This window comes from Streptomyces sp. NPDC058691, assembly GCF_042714775.1.
GTDB lineage: Bacteria > Actinomycetota > Actinomycetes > Streptomycetales > Streptomycetaceae > Actinacidiphila.
This window is the reverse complement of the sequence record NZ_JBHXSO010000030.1, coordinates 41,119-56,267: the sequence shown is the minus strand read 5'-3', so window position 1 is coordinate 56,267 and position 15,149 is coordinate 41,119. Positions and strand designations below refer to the sequence as shown.

15 protein-coding genes and 1 pseudogene are annotated in these 15,149 nt (G+C 72.3%); 10 read left to right on the top strand and 6 right to left on the bottom strand.

Going from position 1 to position 15,149, the window contains the following annotated elements:
* Positions 1-1,386: glycosyltransferase 87 family protein (locus ACFWVC_RS21960; protein ID WP_384288399.1), on the bottom strand; the 1,386-nt coding region annotated here is incomplete at its 3' end.
* Positions 1,387-1,492: 106 nt separating this feature from the next.
* Here ACFWVC_RS21960 and ACFWVC_RS21955 point away from each other — a divergent pair.
* Positions 1,493-2,626, top strand: a complete 1,134-nt coding sequence (locus ACFWVC_RS21955) for a molybdopterin-dependent oxidoreductase (RefSeq protein ID WP_384288396.1) — start codon at positions 1,493-1,495, stop codon at positions 2,624-2,626.
* The gene (locus tag ACFWVC_RS21950; RefSeq protein ID WP_384288392.1) at positions 2,626-3,051 is read left to right on the top strand and encodes a hypothetical protein; all 426 of its coding nucleotides are present in this window, start codon (positions 2,626-2,628) and stop codon (positions 3,049-3,051) included. Before ACFWVC_RS21955 ends, ACFWVC_RS21950 begins: the two co-directional genes overlap by 1 nt.
* Positions 3,052-3,058: 7 nt before the next feature.
* On the opposite strand, the gene ACFWVC_RS21945 is transcribed toward ACFWVC_RS21950, so the two are convergent.
* The 3 genes from ACFWVC_RS21945 to ACFWVC_RS21935 form a co-directional block, all read right to left on the bottom strand.
* Positions 3,059-3,739: a class I SAM-dependent methyltransferase gene (locus ACFWVC_RS21945; RefSeq protein WP_384288390.1), complete on the bottom strand. Its 681-nt coding sequence runs from the start codon at positions 3,737-3,739 to the stop codon at positions 3,059-3,061.
* Complete coding sequence (locus ACFWVC_RS21940) at positions 3,736-4,380, bottom strand: DUF2064 domain-containing protein (protein WP_384288539.1); 645 nt, start codon at positions 4,378-4,380, stop codon at positions 3,736-3,738. Before ACFWVC_RS21940 ends, ACFWVC_RS21945 begins: the two co-directional genes overlap by 4 nt.
* A 266-nt stretch (positions 4,381-4,646) precedes the next feature.
* Complete coding sequence (locus ACFWVC_RS21935) at positions 4,647-5,408, bottom strand: glycosyltransferase family 2 protein (protein ID WP_384288388.1); 762 nt, start codon at positions 5,406-5,408, stop codon at positions 4,647-4,649.
* Positions 5,409-5,522: 114 nt separating this feature from the next.
* Between ACFWVC_RS21935 and ACFWVC_RS21930 the strand changes: the two genes are divergently transcribed.
* Positions 5,523-6,266, top strand: coding sequence for a response regulator transcription factor (locus ACFWVC_RS21930; protein ID WP_384288386.1), 744 nt, complete (start codon positions 5,523-5,525; stop codon positions 6,264-6,266).
* Positions 6,259-7,368 carry a sensor histidine kinase gene (locus tag ACFWVC_RS21925; protein ID WP_384288384.1) on the top strand — a complete coding sequence of 370 codons (1,110 nt, stop codon included), beginning with the start codon at positions 6,259-6,261 and terminating at the stop codon, positions 7,366-7,368. Before ACFWVC_RS21930 ends, ACFWVC_RS21925 begins: the two co-directional genes overlap by 8 nt.
* A 30-nt stretch (positions 7,369-7,398) precedes the next feature.
* On the opposite strand, the gene ACFWVC_RS21920 is transcribed toward ACFWVC_RS21925, so the two are convergent.
* Positions 7,399-8,448, bottom strand: a complete 1,050-nt coding sequence (locus ACFWVC_RS21920) for an NAD-dependent epimerase/dehydratase family protein (RefSeq protein ID WP_384288382.1) — start codon at positions 8,446-8,448, stop codon at positions 7,399-7,401.
* 73 nt (positions 8,449-8,521) lie between these two features.
* Complete coding sequence (locus ACFWVC_RS21915) at positions 8,522-8,710, bottom strand: hypothetical protein (protein ID WP_384288379.1); 189 nt, start codon at positions 8,708-8,710, stop codon at positions 8,522-8,524.
* A gap of 14 nt (positions 8,711-8,724) precedes the next feature.
* On the opposite strand from ACFWVC_RS21915, the pseudogene ACFWVC_RS21910 reads away from it, so the two are divergent.
* The 6 genes and pseudogenes from ACFWVC_RS21910 to ACFWVC_RS21885 all read left to right on the top strand — a co-directional run.
* Positions 8,725-8,924: pseudogene (locus ACFWVC_RS21910) on the top strand (NAD(P)-binding domain-containing protein); the annotation flags it as partial.
* A 126-nt stretch (positions 8,925-9,050) separates the two neighbouring features.
* Positions 9,051-10,259 carry a PP2C family protein-serine/threonine phosphatase gene (locus tag ACFWVC_RS21905; RefSeq protein ID WP_384288537.1) on the top strand — a complete coding sequence of 403 codons (1,209 nt, stop codon included), beginning with the start codon at positions 9,051-9,053 and terminating at the stop codon, positions 10,257-10,259.
* A gap of 259 nt (positions 10,260-10,518) precedes the next feature.
* Positions 10,519-11,298, top strand: coding sequence for a hypothetical protein (locus ACFWVC_RS21900; RefSeq protein ID WP_384288376.1), 780 nt, complete (start codon positions 10,519-10,521; stop codon positions 11,296-11,298).
* 118 nt (positions 11,299-11,416) lie between these two features.
* Positions 11,417-12,205 carry a class I SAM-dependent methyltransferase gene (locus ACFWVC_RS21895; protein WP_384288374.1) on the top strand — a complete coding sequence of 263 codons (789 nt, stop codon included), beginning with the start codon at positions 11,417-11,419 and terminating at the stop codon, positions 12,203-12,205.
* Positions 12,206-12,432: 227 nt separating this feature from the next.
* Positions 12,433-14,130, top strand: a complete 1,698-nt coding sequence (locus ACFWVC_RS21890; RefSeq protein ID WP_384288372.1) for a diacylglycerol kinase family protein — start codon at positions 12,433-12,435, stop codon at positions 14,128-14,130.
* 43 nt (positions 14,131-14,173) lie between these two features.
* On the top strand, positions 14,174-15,127 hold the full coding sequence (locus ACFWVC_RS21885; RefSeq protein ID WP_384288370.1) for a YihY/virulence factor BrkB family protein: 954 nt from the start codon (positions 14,174-14,176) through the stop codon (positions 15,125-15,127).
* Positions 15,128-15,149 lie beyond the last annotated feature (22 nt).

The following is a 15,149-nucleotide window of genomic DNA, read 5'->3' as shown; positions in this document are numbered from 1 at the left end:
CGCCGGAGGCTGCCCGCCTGATACCGGGCGGACCGGGGTGCGGCGGGCGCGCAGAGCCGCGCCGGCGAGAACGGCCGGCGCGGCGATGCCGTACGCCAGCGTCTGGAGGGGGACATTGCTCCCCCACAGCGCACCGCCGAGGTAGAGGGCCGCACCGGCGGCCGGGACCGCGAGCCATTCCCAGCGGCCGTCCAGGGCGACGAGGGCGATGACGAGGAGTGCGTACCAGGAGTAGGCGGGTGAAGTGAGCAGCAGGGCGGTGCCGGTGACGAGGAGAGCTCCGCTCCAGGGCCGGGCCGGGTCCCCGCGGCGCAGCACGTACAGGACCGTGAGGAGCAGCAGAGCGATGGCGGCGGGGCCGGCGGCCGCGTCGGGGAGCACGAGGCGCAGCAGGGCGAAGCGGTGGACGTTGCCGGATTCGTAGCCCTCTTCGTGGAGGTAGCCGGGCAGGTAGCCGAGCACGCCGGCGCCCGAAGCGAGGACGTAGGGCAGGTAGCCGAGCGCGATGACCGCGACGGCGGCCGACAGCACCCGTGCGGTGTGACGCGGCCGAGTTCCGGACAGGGCGCCCGGCAGCGCGAGCACGGGGTACAGCTTCACGGCGATGGCGGCACCCAGCAGTGCTCCGCGCCGGGTGCCGGCGGTGGCGGTGCCGAGGGCGAGGACGGTCAGCAGCACACCGAGGGCGTCGATGTGGGCGTTGTTGACGGCCTCGACGGGGACGGCTGGGCACCAGGCCCACAGCGCGGCCGCGCGCGGGTCGCGGCCGCGGCGCCGCAGTACGGCGAGCAGTGCGGCGGTGGTGCCCAGGGCCAGCAGGGCGCCGCCGGTCTGGATGGCCTTGTGGCGGCCGCCGCCCGGGGAGAGTTGGTGCACGGCGAAGAACCAGCCTTCGGCGACCGGCGGGTAGATGGTGTGCGCGGTGGGGCGGTTGATCCGGGTGCAGACGGAGCCCGCCGTGTGCAGTTCCAGTTTCCGTACCAGGGTGGCGTCCTGGCAGGCGGCCTGTGGGGGGAAGAGCCAGCTGTCGCGCAGTGGTGCCAGTTGCGGTGCGTCGGGCGCGTACGTGTACGGAGAGACTCCGGCGGCCTGGACCTTCCCGTCCCAGGCATAGCGGTACATGTCGCTGCTGGTGCTCGGCGGGGCGGTCAGCGCGGCGACGGCCAGAGCCGCGCCTCCGGCCAGGATCAGCGCGGTGGCCGCGCGCAAGGGCAGCTTGCGCACGGTCCGGGCAGCGGCCGCGAAGAGGGCCCAGGCGACGCCGTACCAGAGGAGGACGCGGCCGGGATCGGCGCGCACGCCGCCGGTATGCACGGCGGCGGCCACGGCCGTGGCCAGCGCGGTGAGCAGAGCGGCGGTGACGGCGATGCGCAGACGGATTCCCACGCCGCAACCGTGACATCCCAGGGCCCCGCACGAGATCACGCGCGGCCGCTCCGTCCGCGTTCCGTAAGGAGTTCCAGGCCTCGTTCAGCGGGTGGGGCGCGGTGTGATGGAGGGCATGAGAAGGAGCCTTCCGCGCCCGCCGCTGCCCGTGTTCAGGGGGCGGTTGCACGACGCCCGTACGGCCACGGTGATCGGCCGGCTGCTCGGTGTCGCCATCGTTGTGGCCTTCCTGACCGGTCTGGTCAGCCACTACCTTCAGCAGCCGCCCGGATGGGCGGTGGATCTGCTGCCGAGCCGGCCGTCGTGGGGCTACCGCCTCACCCAGGGTCTCCATGTGGCGAGCGGTATCGCGGCGATCCCGCTGCTGTTCGCGAAACTGTGGACGGTCTATCCCCGGCTGTTCGCGTGGCCGCCCGTCCGCTCGGTGGTGCACGCGCTGGAGCGGGCCTCCATCGGGGTGCTGGTGGGCAGCGTGCTGCTGCAGCTGGTCACCGGCCTGCTGAACACCGCGCAGTGGTATCCGTGGCCGTGGAACTTCAAGCAGGCGCACTGGGCACTGGCCTGGCTGGCGGTGGGGGCGCTGCTGCTGCACGTCGCGGTCAAGGCGCCGCAGATCGCCTCGCACTGGCGGCGCCCCCTGGCGGACGCCGACGGGCCGGACCGGCGGGCGTTCTTCACGGCGGTGGGCGCGGCTGTCGGCGCCGTGACGCTGACGACCGTCGGGCAGTCCTTCACCCCGCTCAAGGACTTCGACCTCTTCGCGCCCCGTCACCCCGATCACGGCCCGCAGGGCCTGCCGGTCAACCGCACCGCGGCTGCCGCCGGAATCTCCGCAGAACGCCTGGCGGGCTGGCGGCTGCGGGTGGACGGGCCCCGCCCCTACGAGTTGACGCTGGAGGAACTGCGAGCCATGCGCCAGTACGCGGCCGTGCTGCCGATCGCGTGCGTCGAGGGCTGGAGCAAGAGCGCGCACTGGACCGGCGTACGGGTCGCCGATCTCCTGGAACGGGCCGGGGCCCCGCACGGTGCGCGGGTCCGGGTGACCTCACTGGAGCGCGGCGGTGCCTACGCGGTCACGGAGATGGGCAGCTCGTACGCCCGCGATCCGCTCACCCTGCTCGCCCTTCGGCTGAACGGCGAGCCGCTCTCGCCCGACCACGGATTCCCGGCCCGTGTCATCGCCCCGAACCGGCCGGGCGTCCTGCAGACCAAGTGGGTTGTCCGGCTGGAGGTGCTGTGATGAAGGCACTGCGCTTCGTCGCGGGCGCGGCAGGGGTAGCGGCGATGGTGCTGGGCGCCGTGCTCCTGACGGCACCACAGGTGGGCAGGCCGATGGACGTGCTGTGGTGGATCGTCGGCGCCGTGGTCCTGCACGACGGTGTCGTCGTCCCGGTCACCCTCGCGGCCGGTGCCCTCCTGCCGCCGCGGCTGCTGCGTTCCGCCCGTGGCGCACTGATCGCCACCGCCTGCCTCACGGCGGTGGCCCTTCCCGTGCTGCTCCGTCCGGGGCCCCGCGCCAACGCCTCGGTCCTGCCCTCGGACTACGGCCGGAACCTGCTGATCGCCCTCGGTGCCGTCGCCGTCGTGACCCTGGCCCGGTACGCCCTGAAGCGGCTGCTACGCCCCAGCCGCGCCGATCCTGCCGGGCGTGACGGCTCCGGGTGAGCCTGCGTCAGCTCCGCAACTCGATGAAGATGCGGCCGCCGGCGCTCCATTGGTCGGCAGGCGTCCAGCCCGTGGCGGCCGCGAGACGCACCAGCGCGGCAGGCCCGAGGCGGGCCCAGGGGAATTCGCGGCCGTGACGTCCGCCGGCGTCCTGGACCCGGACGGTGAGACGTTCGTCGACGTCGTGCGCGGCGGCCTCGGCGAGCAGGCGTCCGCCGGGGGCCACCAGTGCGCGGACCCGGTCCAGCAAAGCGGGCGGGTCGCCGCCGATCCCCACGTTGCCGTCCACGAGCAGCGCGGTGCCCCAGCGTCCCTCGGCCGGTAGCCGGTCGAAGACCGAACGCCTCAGCACCGGACCGCCCGCGTCCCGGGTACGCGCGACCGCGGCCGGGCTGACGTCCACACCTAGGGCTGCCAGCCCATGCCCGGCGAGGGCCACGACCAGTCGGCCGGGACCGCACCCGATGTCCAGCACCGGGCCCCGGCAGCGATCGAGCAAGGCGGTGTCGGCCCCGTCCGGTTCGGCGCACCAGCGCTCCACGTCCAGTGGCAGCATCCATCCGTCGGAGCGCCGCAGGAACAGCGGTCCTCGCCCGGCGCGCAGCGCCTGCCCGTAAGGGTCGTCGACCCAGGGTTCGGCAGGCTCGTTCCGCAGCGCGGCCGGCTCGGCCAGTTCGGTGCCGCTCATCGCGCGGTGTCCGTCAGCCCGGCACTGCCCGTGAACCGGCCCACGGCAGCAGCGAAGCGTGAGCCGGGTGCGGTTGCCGCGACTTCGGCGGCGTCGGCCGCTGTGTCGACGTCCCGCAGGGCCGGCAGGTCGCGTACCCGCAGGCCCGCGTCCGCCAGGCGGCGCCGCTGGATCTCTCCGGTGCGGTCGGTGGACATCGGCACACCTCGGATGAGTGCGGGGGCCAGCGCAGGCTCGGCCAGACCCAGTGCCCAGAATCCGCCGTCGGCGGCCGGGCCGATCCACGCGTCGCAGCCCTCCCATCCGCCGGGTGTCAGCGCGGGGGCGAGGAGTTCCGGGGTGACCTGTGGGGTGTCCATGCCGATCAGCAGCGCGGGCCCGTCGTGACAGCCGGCGAAGGCCGCCGCGAGCCGTTCGTCGAGTCCCCCCGCCACTTGCGGCACGACCGCGTAGCCGGGTGGCAGCCAGCGCCCGGGCATGCCCTCCAGCACCAGCACTCTGCGCCGGGCCGGGGTCCGCAGCACCGCGTCGAGGGTGTCGGCGAGGGCCGCTTCGGCGAGCACGGCTGCCTGCCAGGGGGCGTAAGGGGGCGTGAGCCGGGTCTTGACCCGGCCGGGCACCGGTTCCTTGGCGATGACCAGGAGGGTGACCCGGTCTGCCGCGCCGTCATGGGGCTCGGCGGGGCTGGTCGAACTGTCCTGGGGCAGGCGGCGCGTGGCGGGCCCGGCAGCGTGGTGGCCGATGGCGTGCCCCCCGCCGGTCGGGTCACCCGCGGCCGCGCCTTGGGCCGCCGGATGTCCGGTGGGGGCATCGGCCGACGGAGCCGAAGGCGCGGACGGCCGGGCGTGTGGGGGTGTCGCGTGGCGGACGCTGCCCGGACCAGGGGCGGGGTGCCGGTGCGGTCGGCTCATCGTGCCTCTCCGGTTCTGTCCGCGGGCGCCGGCGGCCGCGGCTGTCGCCCCCGCGCCGGCTCGGCGAGCACTGCCCGCATGTCGCGTACCGCGTGCCAGGTGCCGCGCCAGGTTCCGGTGACCTTGGAACGGCCCACACGCGGGGTGTACGGCACGTCCGTCTCGCGTACCCGCCAGCCCGCGTCGGCGGCCCGCACCAGCATCTGCAGCGGGTAGCCGGAGCGCCGGTCGGTCAGCCCGAGGCCGAGCAGGGCCTCGCGCCGGGCGGCGCGCATGGGACCGAGGTCGTGCAGCCGCAGGCCGGTACGGCGGCGGATCATGCGGGCCAGCTCCCAGTTCGCGAGCCGCGCGTGCGGCGGCCACGCCCCGCGCACGGTCGGCCGCCGGCGTCCCAGCACGAGGTCGGCGCCGCCGTCCAGCACCGCCCGGGCGACGGACGGCAGCAGGCCGGGGTCAAGGGAGGCGTCGCAGTCGCAGAAGCACACCACGTCCGCCGTCGCGGCGGTCAGCCCCGCGTGGCAGGCGGCGCCGAAACCCCGGCGCGGCTCGCGGACGACGTACGCGCCGAGCGACGCGGCCAGCTCCGCGGAGCCGTCGGTGGAGCCGTTGTCGACCACGATGGCGCGCCAGCCGGGAGGAATGCGTTCCAGCACCCAGGGCAGGGCCTCGGCCTCGTCCAGGCACGGCAGCACGACATCGACGGGAAGATCACGATTGCCGACGGGAGCGTCGGCCGGAGGCGTGGAAGGCTTGGTCACCCTGGACACCTTACGAACGCGAACCGGGCATTTCGGATAGCGCACTCTTACGAAACGCGGACAGCGGCGAGCGCCCCCCGGTCCTGTGGCGATCCCGGTGCGAGACTCGGCGCCGTGAGCACCACGACAGCAGAGCCCGCGGCCCGCGTCCTTGTGGTGGACGACGACCCGACCGTCTCGGAGATCGTCGCCACCTACCTGGACCGCGCCGGTTACACGGTGAACCGGGCCGCCGACGGCCCCTCCGCCGTGGCCCAAGCGGCCGCGATCCGTCCCGACCTGGTCGTTCTGGATCTGATGCTGCCCGGCCTCGACGGGTTCGAGGTGTGCCGCCGCATCAGGGAGGAACAGGGCCGTGTGCCGGTGGTGATGCTGACGGCCCGCGGCGACGAGGACGACCGGATCCTCGGTCTGGAGGTGGGGGCCGACGATTACGTCACCAAGCCGTTCAGCCCGCGCGAACTGGCCCTGCGCGTGACCGCCGTACTGCGCCGCGCGGGCTCGCCCCCGGCCGCCGCCGGGTCCTGGTTGCGGGCGGACCCGCTCGCCCTGGACCCGGCTGCCCGCCGCGCCCTCCGCAGTGGCACTGAACTCGCCCTGACCGTGCGCGAGTTCGACCTGCTCGCCTTCTTTCTCCGGCACCCCGGCCGGGTCCTGGGCCGCGAGGAACTGATGCGCCGCGTATGGGGCTGGGAGTTCGGCGACCTGTCGACCGTCACCGTCCATGTGCGACGGCTGCGCGAGAAAATCGAGACGGACCCGGCCACACCCCGGTTCATCAGCACCGTTTGGGGCGTCGGCTACCGTTTCGACCCACCCGGCGACACCAAGGCGCCGGAGGGCCCCGACCATGCATGACCTGCTGCTCATCCTCGCCTACGCGACCCTCGGCGCCGTGGCGGCCGGATTGCTCGGCGCGGGCGCGCTGTGGCTGCTGCGCGAGCGCTCGGTGGCCACGTCGCTCGCCGTCGTGGCGGCCGCGACCGTCGCGGCGATGCTCGCGGGCACGCTGTCGGTCGCCGAGGCGATGTTCCTTTCGGGCCACGACCTGGGTGTGGTGACCGCCGTATGCGCGATCGCGGCGGTGATCTCCCTGGCCATGGCGGTGCTGCTCGGGCGCCGGGTGGTGGCGGGCAGCCGCGCGCTGACGGCGGCGACCCGCGCCTTCGGCGACAGCGACACCTTCGCCGCCCCGCCCAACGCGCCGACCGCCGAACTCGCCGAACTGGGCCGCGAACTAGCGGCCACCAGTGCCAAACTGGCCCAGTCCCGGGAGCGCGAACGCGCCCTGGAGGCATCCCGCCGCGAGTTGGTCGCCTGGATCTCCCACGACCTGCGCACCCCGCTCGCCGGACTGCGTGCCATGACCGAGGCCCTGGAGGACGGGGTCGCGGCCGACCCCACGCGCTACCACAGCCAGATCCGCGCCGAGGTGGAACGGCTCAGCGGCATGGTCGGCGATCTCTTCGAACTCTCCCGTATCCAGGCCGGAGTGCTCAGCCTCGCGCCCGCCCGCATGTCCGTTTACGACCTGGTGGGCGACGCCATCGCGGGCGCCGACGCGCTCGCCCGCCGGCACGGGGTCTCGCTGGTCGGCCACGGGGTCGAGCCGGTACCGGTGGAGGTGGACGGCCGCGAGATGACCCGCGTCCTGGCCAACCTCCTCGTCAACGCCATCCACCGGACACCGGCCGACGGCACGGTCGCCGTAGCGGCCCGCCGCGAGGCCGACTCCGTGGTGCTGTCGGTGACCGACGGCTGCGGTGGCATTCCGCCGGAAGAACTTCCCCGGGTCTTCGACACGGGCTGGCGCGGCACCGATGCCCGCACCCCTCCGGCCGGAGCGGGGCTCGGGCTGGCCATCGTTCGGGGCATCGTCGAAGCCCACCACGGCCGCGCCGCCGTCCGCAACGTGCCGGGCGGTTGCAGCTTCGAGGTCCGTCTTCCCGCCGCGGTCTGAGGGCCGGGCCCGTGCCCGGCCCCCGCGCCGTCAGCCCCGCAGTGGCGCCGACGCGAACTCCGCCACTCCGTCGGCGAACGGGATCTCCGGCTTCCAGCCCAGTTCGTCCCGCAGCCGCCGCGACGACGCCGTGATGTGCCGGACGTCCCCCAACCGGTACTCCCCGGTCGTCACCGGTGCCGGGCCTCCGCGGGAAACCGCCAGGGCGGATGCCAGCTCGCCGACCGTGTGGACGTCGCCGCTGCCCACGTTGTACGTCCGCAGGCGCCCTTCGGAGACCTCGCCCGCACCCGAAATCGCCAGGACGTTCGCGGCGGCGACGTCCCGCACATGGACGAAGTCCCGCCGCTGCCCGCCGTCCTCGAACACCCTTGGCGCCTCACCCCGCGCCAGCGCCGAGCGGAACAGCGACGCGACCCCCGCATACGGGGTGTCCCTGGGCATGCCGGGTCCGTAGACATTGTGATAGCGCAACGACACCGCGCGTCCGCCCGCGGCACGCGCCCAGGCGGCGGCCAGATGCTCCTGGGCGAGTTTGGTGGCCGCGTAGACGTTACGTGGATCGGCGGGTGCGTCCTCGTCCACCAGCCCCGGGGCCAGCGGCTCGCCGCATCGCGGGCACGGCGGCTCGAAGTGGCCGGCATCCAGATCCGCCACCCGGCGCGGTCCCGGCCGTACGACGCCGTGTCGCGCGCACTCGTACCGCCCCTCGCCGTACACCACCATCGAACCGGCGAGCACCAGCCGTCGCACCCCCGCCCGCGCCATGCCCGCCAAGAGCACCGCAGTGCCGAGGTCATTGCACCCCACGTAGTCGGGCGCATCGGCGAAATCCTTGCCCAGCCCCACCATTGCGGCCTGGTGGCACACCGCGTCCACATCGTGCAGGGCCTCCTCGACCGCCGCCCGGTCACGGACATCGGCCTGCCGCCAGTCCACCCCCTCCGGCACGGGCGGCGCCGTACGGTGCGCGGCGGGCAGCAGCGCGTCCAGGACCCGAACGCCATGGCCCGCCGAGGTGAGGGCGGTGACGATGTGCGAGCCGATGAAGCCCGCCCCTCCAGTGACAAGTACCAGCATGAGGCCGACATTAGGGACCGAAACCGCCTCACGGCGGGTTACGGGCCCGGCCGTCAGCGGTCAGTAAGGAATTTCAGGCGCCCGGCGTATCCGCGTTTGTTGCCCAGTCCAGCAGTCCGTAACCGGCCGCCGTGGCGGCGTCGAAGCCGTTCACGGAGGAGGCGGCCACCTTCACCAGCAGTTCACCGGCCTCCGGTCTCGGAGTGTCGACCTCGGTCACCGCGGGGGCGGCGGGGACGGTGTCCAGCGTTACAGCGCGCATGACGATCACCTTGTGTGGAGGGCGCTGACAACGCCGAGTGCGCGCGGCGCAGCGACGTCGTGAGCGTCGCCGTATTGTGGGACGGCCTCGCTGAGATCCGGCAGCCGCTGCGGACGGACCTGGCCGGCAAGCTCCTGGTGGACTGCGTCCACCCGCTCGGCTTCCACAAGCAGGGCGCTACGCGCCGACCGTGCCGGAGGGCAGTGCCGCGGAGCTCACTGTGCCGATCTTTACCGTGAGTGGGCAGGGATTGACGATCACCGCTGCCCTGGCCAAGCTGGAGTGAGGGCGGGTGGAAGGGGCCGCGGCCGTGAGTGGTGGAGAGAGTGGACTTCCCCGGCTGCTGACGGCGGCGGAGACAGCGGCGCCGGCGGACGCTGTCGACGTGGTCGCGGAGAGCCTGCGGCGGCGTTTTCAGGCTACGAAGGTCTCTTTCCTCATCGTGGACTTGACGGGGAAGGCGGTGGCGCGGCTGTCCACCGCCGGGGCAGTGGGGGGAGAGCGGGAAGCGGAACGGATCCCCTTGTTCGGCAGCGTCTACGAGGAGGTGATCCGTACCCAGCGGCTGTACCAGGAGGTGACGGGCGGAGAGCAGCGGGTGATCGTGCCGGTTACGAACCGGGGGGACGCCATCGGACTGCTGGACCTGCTCATGCCGGCTGCCCCCTGCGAAGATGTCCTTGATGCGGTCGGGGAAGCCGCCCACGTCCTGGCCTATGTAGTGATAGCCAACGGGCGCTTCACCGATTTCTACACCTGGGGCAAACGCTCCAGGCCGCCCACCCTGGCAGCAGAAATCCAGTATCAACTCCTGCCCCCGTCGCTGTCGTGCGAGGCTGCGCAGTTCACACTGTGCGGGAGTCTGGAGCCCTCCGAAGATCTCAGTGGCGACACCTTCGACTACACCGTGGACCGGGACTCCCTGCATCTGTCGGTGACCGACCCCATGGGTCACGACATCGACGCCGCTCTGGCCGCCACGGTCCTGGTGGGCGCGCTGCGGGGCGCCCGGCGTGCAGGAGCCGACCTGGCCGAGCAGGCCTGTCGGGCCGACAAGGCACTGGGCGAGCACGGCCATGGCCACGCCACTGGGCAGCTTCTGCGTATCAGTCTCCACACCGGGCAGGCCCAGTTCGTCAACGCCGGTCACCCCTGGCCACTGCGCATACGCAAGGGGGTCGCAGAGGTGATCACCTGCGAGGTGGACCACCCCTTCGGGCTGTCCGTCCATGTGCCGCACCCCTACCGGGTTCAGGACATTGATCTGCGCCCCGGCGACCGTCTGCTCATGCTGACGGACGGCATGCTCGAGCATCATGGACAGGAGGTCGACCTGCCGGCCTTGTTGGAGCGCACCCGGGACCTGCATCCGCGGGAGACCGCGCTGACGCTGACGTCCGCAGTCAGGGACGCCGCCGGCGGCCGGCTCGAAGACGACGCCACCGTCATGTGTCTGGACTGGCACGGCCCCCAGGAGACCCAGCGGCACGTCAGCTCCGGCGCAGACATCCAGCAAGCCTCCGCCGGCCGCAGGAAGCAGCAGCCGTAGTCCGACCCCCGACAGGGCGGATGAGAGATCCCCTGCCGAGTCGTCACTGGAGGCCTCCGCCACCTGCGGAGTCATGGAACTCCGGTCGAGCCGCTGTCTAGGATCCACGGGATGCGGTCCTCTCGTGGGTGGCGCAGGTGCCACCGGTCTGATGACCGAGTGAAAGGGGCTGGGGCTGGGGATGACGTCGTCGGTAGGGTGCTGAGCGGGATGCCGTCGCAACCGGTGACCGGGGTTGCACTCAGGGGAGGGGCGACGGATGGCCCGCTGGTGGGGGAAGGCCCGGAAGGCGAAGGGCGTCGAGGCGGTTGCCGAGAGGCAGGGCGCTTCCATGGGGCCGGTGCACGGGACCTTGCCCGGGCAGATCGAGGGCTCTGACGGACTGAGGGCGGTGACACTGTCCGTTCACGATGCTGGTCTCACGCTGGCCGATGATGACGGCGACGGGGGGCACGGTGCTGCTGCGCAACGGGTGTACCCCTGGGCCGAGGTCGCCCATATCTGGACCGCCAACGACATGGAGGTGGACCCCGCCGTGGACGACACAGTGGTCACTCGGTGGGTGCACGTGCAGCGGCTGGCGTTCACTGACGGCACCGTCGTGGCCTTGCGGCTGACAGACCCGCCAGTGGTCACACCGAAGTCGGTCTTCGTAACGGGCGTGATCGCCGACCATCCGCCTTCCACCATCTGGCCGCTTCTTGAGCGCATACGCGACCATGTCACCGAACTGCATGTGGCTGAGGCCAAAGCCACCCTGGCGGAGGGTGGCCGTGTGGAGTTCGGTCCTCTCACCGCCACCGCGGACGGCTTGCTTCACGACGGCACGGCAGTGCCCTGGGAGGACATCACCTCCCTGCGTTACAGCTATGTCCCCGTCAGCATGTTCGAAGACGATCTCGGCTCACGCCTGCGCATGGAATTCCGCGACAGGAACGCGGGCCAGTACGGCTGGCCGTACCAGTGGTTGCGGATACCAGCCCTTGAGGTTCCGGACATAGAGGTTTTGGTGCGGCTCGCCACGGAAGGACGCACCTGACCACCTGCATGGTCAGGGGATCGGATCAGAACGGGCCTGCCCATCGGTCGGGCAGGGGCAAGCGTCATGCTCTTCCGCCGCCAGGAACCGGGGTGATACGGCCGACGTCCCTCGCACCATGACTTCTGACGAGCAACAAGGGCACGCGAGCCACACCGGGCGTACCTCGCCGCCCGCTGTGACGGTGGATCAGCCGAAGATCAACGACTACACCGGCTTCGCCGAGGCGTACACGAGCGAAAACGAAACCAACCTCATCAATGCCCACTACGAGCGTCCCGCGATGCTCGCCCTCGCCGGGGACGTGGCCGGCCGGCGGATTCTCGACGCCGGCTGCGGCGCCGGGGCCCTGTTCGCGGCGCTGCGCGACCGCGGCGCCCTCGTGAGCGGGTTCGATGCGAGTGCCGGGATGCTGGAGCTGGCCCGGCGCAGGCTCGGCGAGGGTGCTGACTTGCAGGTGGCCGACCTGGGCAGCCCCCTTCCCTACGCCGACGACACGTTCGACGATGTCGTCGCGTCCCTGGTGCTTCACTACTTGGAGGACTGGGAGCCGGCGCTGGCCGAGTTGCGACGCGTACTCAAGCCCGGCGGACGACTGATCGCGTCCGTCGACCATCCCTTCGTCGTCGCCACCATGCACCGCCAAGTCGGCCGCGCCGCCGAGTACGGCTATTTCGACACCACCAACTGGACCGAAGAGTGGACCATGGACGGCCAGACCGCCCTGATCAGTCTCTGGCACAGGCCGCTGCATGCGATGACCGATGCGTTCACCGCGGCAGGCTTCCGGATAACGGTCATCAGCGAGCCGGATCCCGACCCCGCCGCCCGGGAACTGTTCCCCGAGGCCATCGCGGCCCAGCCCCGATTCCTGTGCTTCCTGTTCTTCGTCCTGCAGGCGGATTAGTACTCCACTACAGCTTCGCGACCTTGTCGGATCCGTGGTTCACAACAGCGAGCGCAAGAACTGCCGGCGGCCGGCCGAGCACGCTCGCTTCGTGTCCGCGACCCAGTCCCGCCCAGCGCTGCAAGTGACCTTCGCGGCAGCGACCTTTCGGCCCGAGGGCGGGGGAGCGCCATTACCTGCCGAGGGCGGGTAACACGCCATCCATGAGGACTGATAGCGGTGCGGCCGTGATACGGCCACGTTGGCTCCTGCTGCTGCCCGTTCAGTGGGTGCTGCTCGTGGCGCTGGGTGCGCTGGTCACCGGCCCGTGGGCAGCCGGCCGGCCATCGTCGCTGGAGGACGGGGTGAACCGGGCTCTGGCCGCACACCGCACCGAGGTGGGCGATGCCGTCGCGCAGGCGCTGTCGACGATCGCCGGTACGCAGGGCGTTATCGCGGTGACCTTCGTCTGCATGGTGGCGTTGCTCGTGCTCCCGCGACGCCCGCGGTGGGGTGAGGCGCTTTTCCTGGGGGGAGCGGTGGCCGCGCAGTCGGCGGTCTTCGTCCTGGTCACCGTGTGCGTGAACCGGTCCCGTCCGGACGTTGTGCATCTGGAGCAGGCGCCGCCGACTTCGAGTTTTCCCTCCGGACACGTGGGAGCCGCGCTCGCCCTCTACGGAGGGCTGGCGGTACTCGCGGTGGCCGGGCTGCGGGGGCCGTGGCGGCTGCCGGCGGTGGTGGCGTTGCTGCTCATTCCGGCCACTGTGGCGTTTTCACGGCTGTACGCGGGGATGCACCACCCCACTGACGTCATCGGCGGTCTCCTCAACGGTGCCTGCACCCTGTTCGTCATGACCCGGGCCGTGCCGCCTGCCGTCGGTTTCACCGGCCGGCCGCCCGGCCGCCGTTTCCGCGCCGACGCTGCTGCGGGCCCCGGCGGCCGCCGAGTGGTCGTCGTACGGCATCCGCACGCCTGCCCTGACGAGCTGGCCGGGAAGGTCCGCGCCGTCCTGAGCCGCCACGGCTATACCGACCAGCAGTGGACGTCCACCACGGCGGAGCACCCCAGCGGTGAACTGGCGGCGCTGGCCGCGGTACCCGAGACCGCCCTGGTCGTGGTCTGCGGCGGCGACGGCACCGTACGTGCCTGCGCAGGAACCCTCATCGACACGGGCACTGCGATGGCCATCGTGCCCTGCGGCACCGGCAATCTGCTGGCCCGCAACCTCCACCTGCCCACCGATGCGGCCACCGCACTGGAGCAGGCACTGGCCGGGGCGCCCGCCGGCATCGACGTGGGCCGGGTGCACGGCGACGGGCTGCCCGCCACCTGCTTCACCGTCATGGCGGGCGCCGGCCTCGACGCCGCCATGGTGCGCGACGCGTCCGACCGCCTCAAAGCGCGCCTTGGCTGGAGCGCCTACGCCCTCTCGGGGATCGGCCATCTCACCGACCCGCGGATGCGCCTGACGATCCGGCTGGACGGCGGCCCGGAGCTGCGGCGCCGGGCACGGATGGTCCTCATCGGTAATGTGGGCGCCCTCCAAGGCGGGCTGCCGCTGCTGCCCCGGGCACGCCCCGACAGCGGATTTCTGGAGCTGGTGCTGCTCAACCCCCGTGGCCCCGCAGGATGGGCGGCTGCCGCCGGATATCTGGGCGCGCGCATGCTGCCCCGCCGCCGCGCGGAGCGCCGCAGTCCCGGCACCACGATCGGCCCGCTGGTGGCCCACGGGGCACTGGAGTACTTCCAGGCCCGGCGGATCGACATCGCCTTCGCCACGCCCCAGGCACGCGAACTCGACGGGGACGTCGTCGCCGACGGCACCCGGCTGACCGCCCAGGTGCAACCGGCGGCGCTGCGCATCCACCTCCCCGCCACCGGCCGTGCCCTGGAGCCTGCCGACGCCCGCACCCCCGGCGACCGCGCCGTCACCTCCGGCGGCTGAAGCCCCTCACCATCCGCACGGACATCACGAGGTCAGGAGAACCATGGGCACAGCCACCCGCGTCCCGCAACGAGCCGACGTGCGAGGCGACGAACTCTCCGGGGACGAGGCGTGGGCGGCACTGCGCCGATACGGCGGTTGGGCCCTGCTGCGCGACTCCTTCGTGCGGTTCCGCTACGCCGACGGCTTCAGCCACTCCCGGGCGCTGGCCCTGCAGACGGTCCTGTCGATCGTCCCCTTGGCCATCGCCGTGATCGGCCTGTCAGGTGTTCTGCACACCGACGACATCGGCCGCGTCGCCGAACTGACCATCAGCCGGATCGCCGGCGGACCCAGCCAGGACGTGGTGGACGACGCCCTGAGGCAAAGCCGCCGGCACACCGACGGCGCCGGCCAGGCCGCCCTGTGGCTCGGGCTGCTGTTCTCCGTCGTCAACGTCACGACCGGCCTGTGCCAGGTCGAACGCGGGGCCAACCGCATCTACGGCGTGGAACGCGACCGTCCCTTCCTCCGGAAGTACAGCCGGGGGTTGGTGATGGCCGTGCTGGCCGGGGCGCCGCTGGGCCTCAGCTTCGTCCTCACTGTTCTGGGCGCCGACCTGACCCATGCCCTCGCGCAGGTCTACCACCTGGGCACCGCCACCACCCGCGCCTGGGACGTCCTGCGCTGGCCCCTCGGCATCCTCCTCGCGATGCTGGCCACCAGCGCGATCTTCCGCCGCTCACCGCGCCGCGCCCAACCCGGCTACACCTGGCTCGCGTTCGGGGCGACGGTCTACCTGCTGCTGTGGAGCGCGTCGACCTGGGCCCTGAGCCTGTACGTCGGAGCGAGCGGATCCTTCACCAGCATGTACGGGCCGCTCAGCGCCTTCGTCGCCCTGTTGCTGTGGTCCTATCTCACGTCGATCGCGCTCTTCCTCGGGCTGGCGTTCGCCGCGCAACTGGAGGCGATGCGAGCCGGCGTCAAGCCACCGGCCGGCGACGACCCCGGCGTGTGACGACCCGCCCGAGACAGCGAAG

Excerpts from the sequence above, each read along its gene's own strand:
- ACFWVC_RS21955 (WP_384288396.1), top strand. The coding sequence starts at position 1,493 with ATGGAGGGCATGAGAAGGAGCCTTCCGCGCCCGCCGCTGCCCGTGTTC.
- ACFWVC_RS21950 (WP_384288392.1), top strand. The coding sequence starts at position 2,626 with ATGAAGGCACTGCGCTTCGTCGCGGGCGCGGCAGGGGTAGCGGCGATG.
- ACFWVC_RS21945 (WP_384288390.1), bottom strand. The coding sequence starts at position 3,739 with ATGAGCGGCACCGAACTGGCCGAGCCGGCCGCGCTGCGGAACGAGCCT.
- ACFWVC_RS21925 (WP_384288384.1), top strand. The coding sequence starts at position 6,259 with ATGCATGACCTGCTGCTCATCCTCGCCTACGCGACCCTCGGCGCCGTG.
- ACFWVC_RS21920 (WP_384288382.1), bottom strand. The coding sequence starts at position 8,448 with ATGCTGGTACTTGTCACTGGAGGGGCGGGCTTCATCGGCTCGCACATC.
- ACFWVC_RS21915 (WP_384288379.1), bottom strand. The coding sequence starts at position 8,710 with ATGCGCGCTGTAACGCTGGACACCGTCCCCGCCGCCCCCGCGGTGACC.
- ACFWVC_RS21900 (WP_384288376.1), top strand. The coding sequence starts at position 10,519 with ATGGCCCGCTGGTGGGGGAAGGCCCGGAAGGCGAAGGGCGTCGAGGCG.
- ACFWVC_RS21895 (WP_384288374.1), top strand. The coding sequence starts at position 11,417 with ATGACTTCTGACGAGCAACAAGGGCACGCGAGCCACACCGGGCGTACC.
- ACFWVC_RS21885 (WP_384288370.1), top strand. The coding sequence starts at position 14,174 with ATGGGCACAGCCACCCGCGTCCCGCAACGAGCCGACGTGCGAGGCGAC.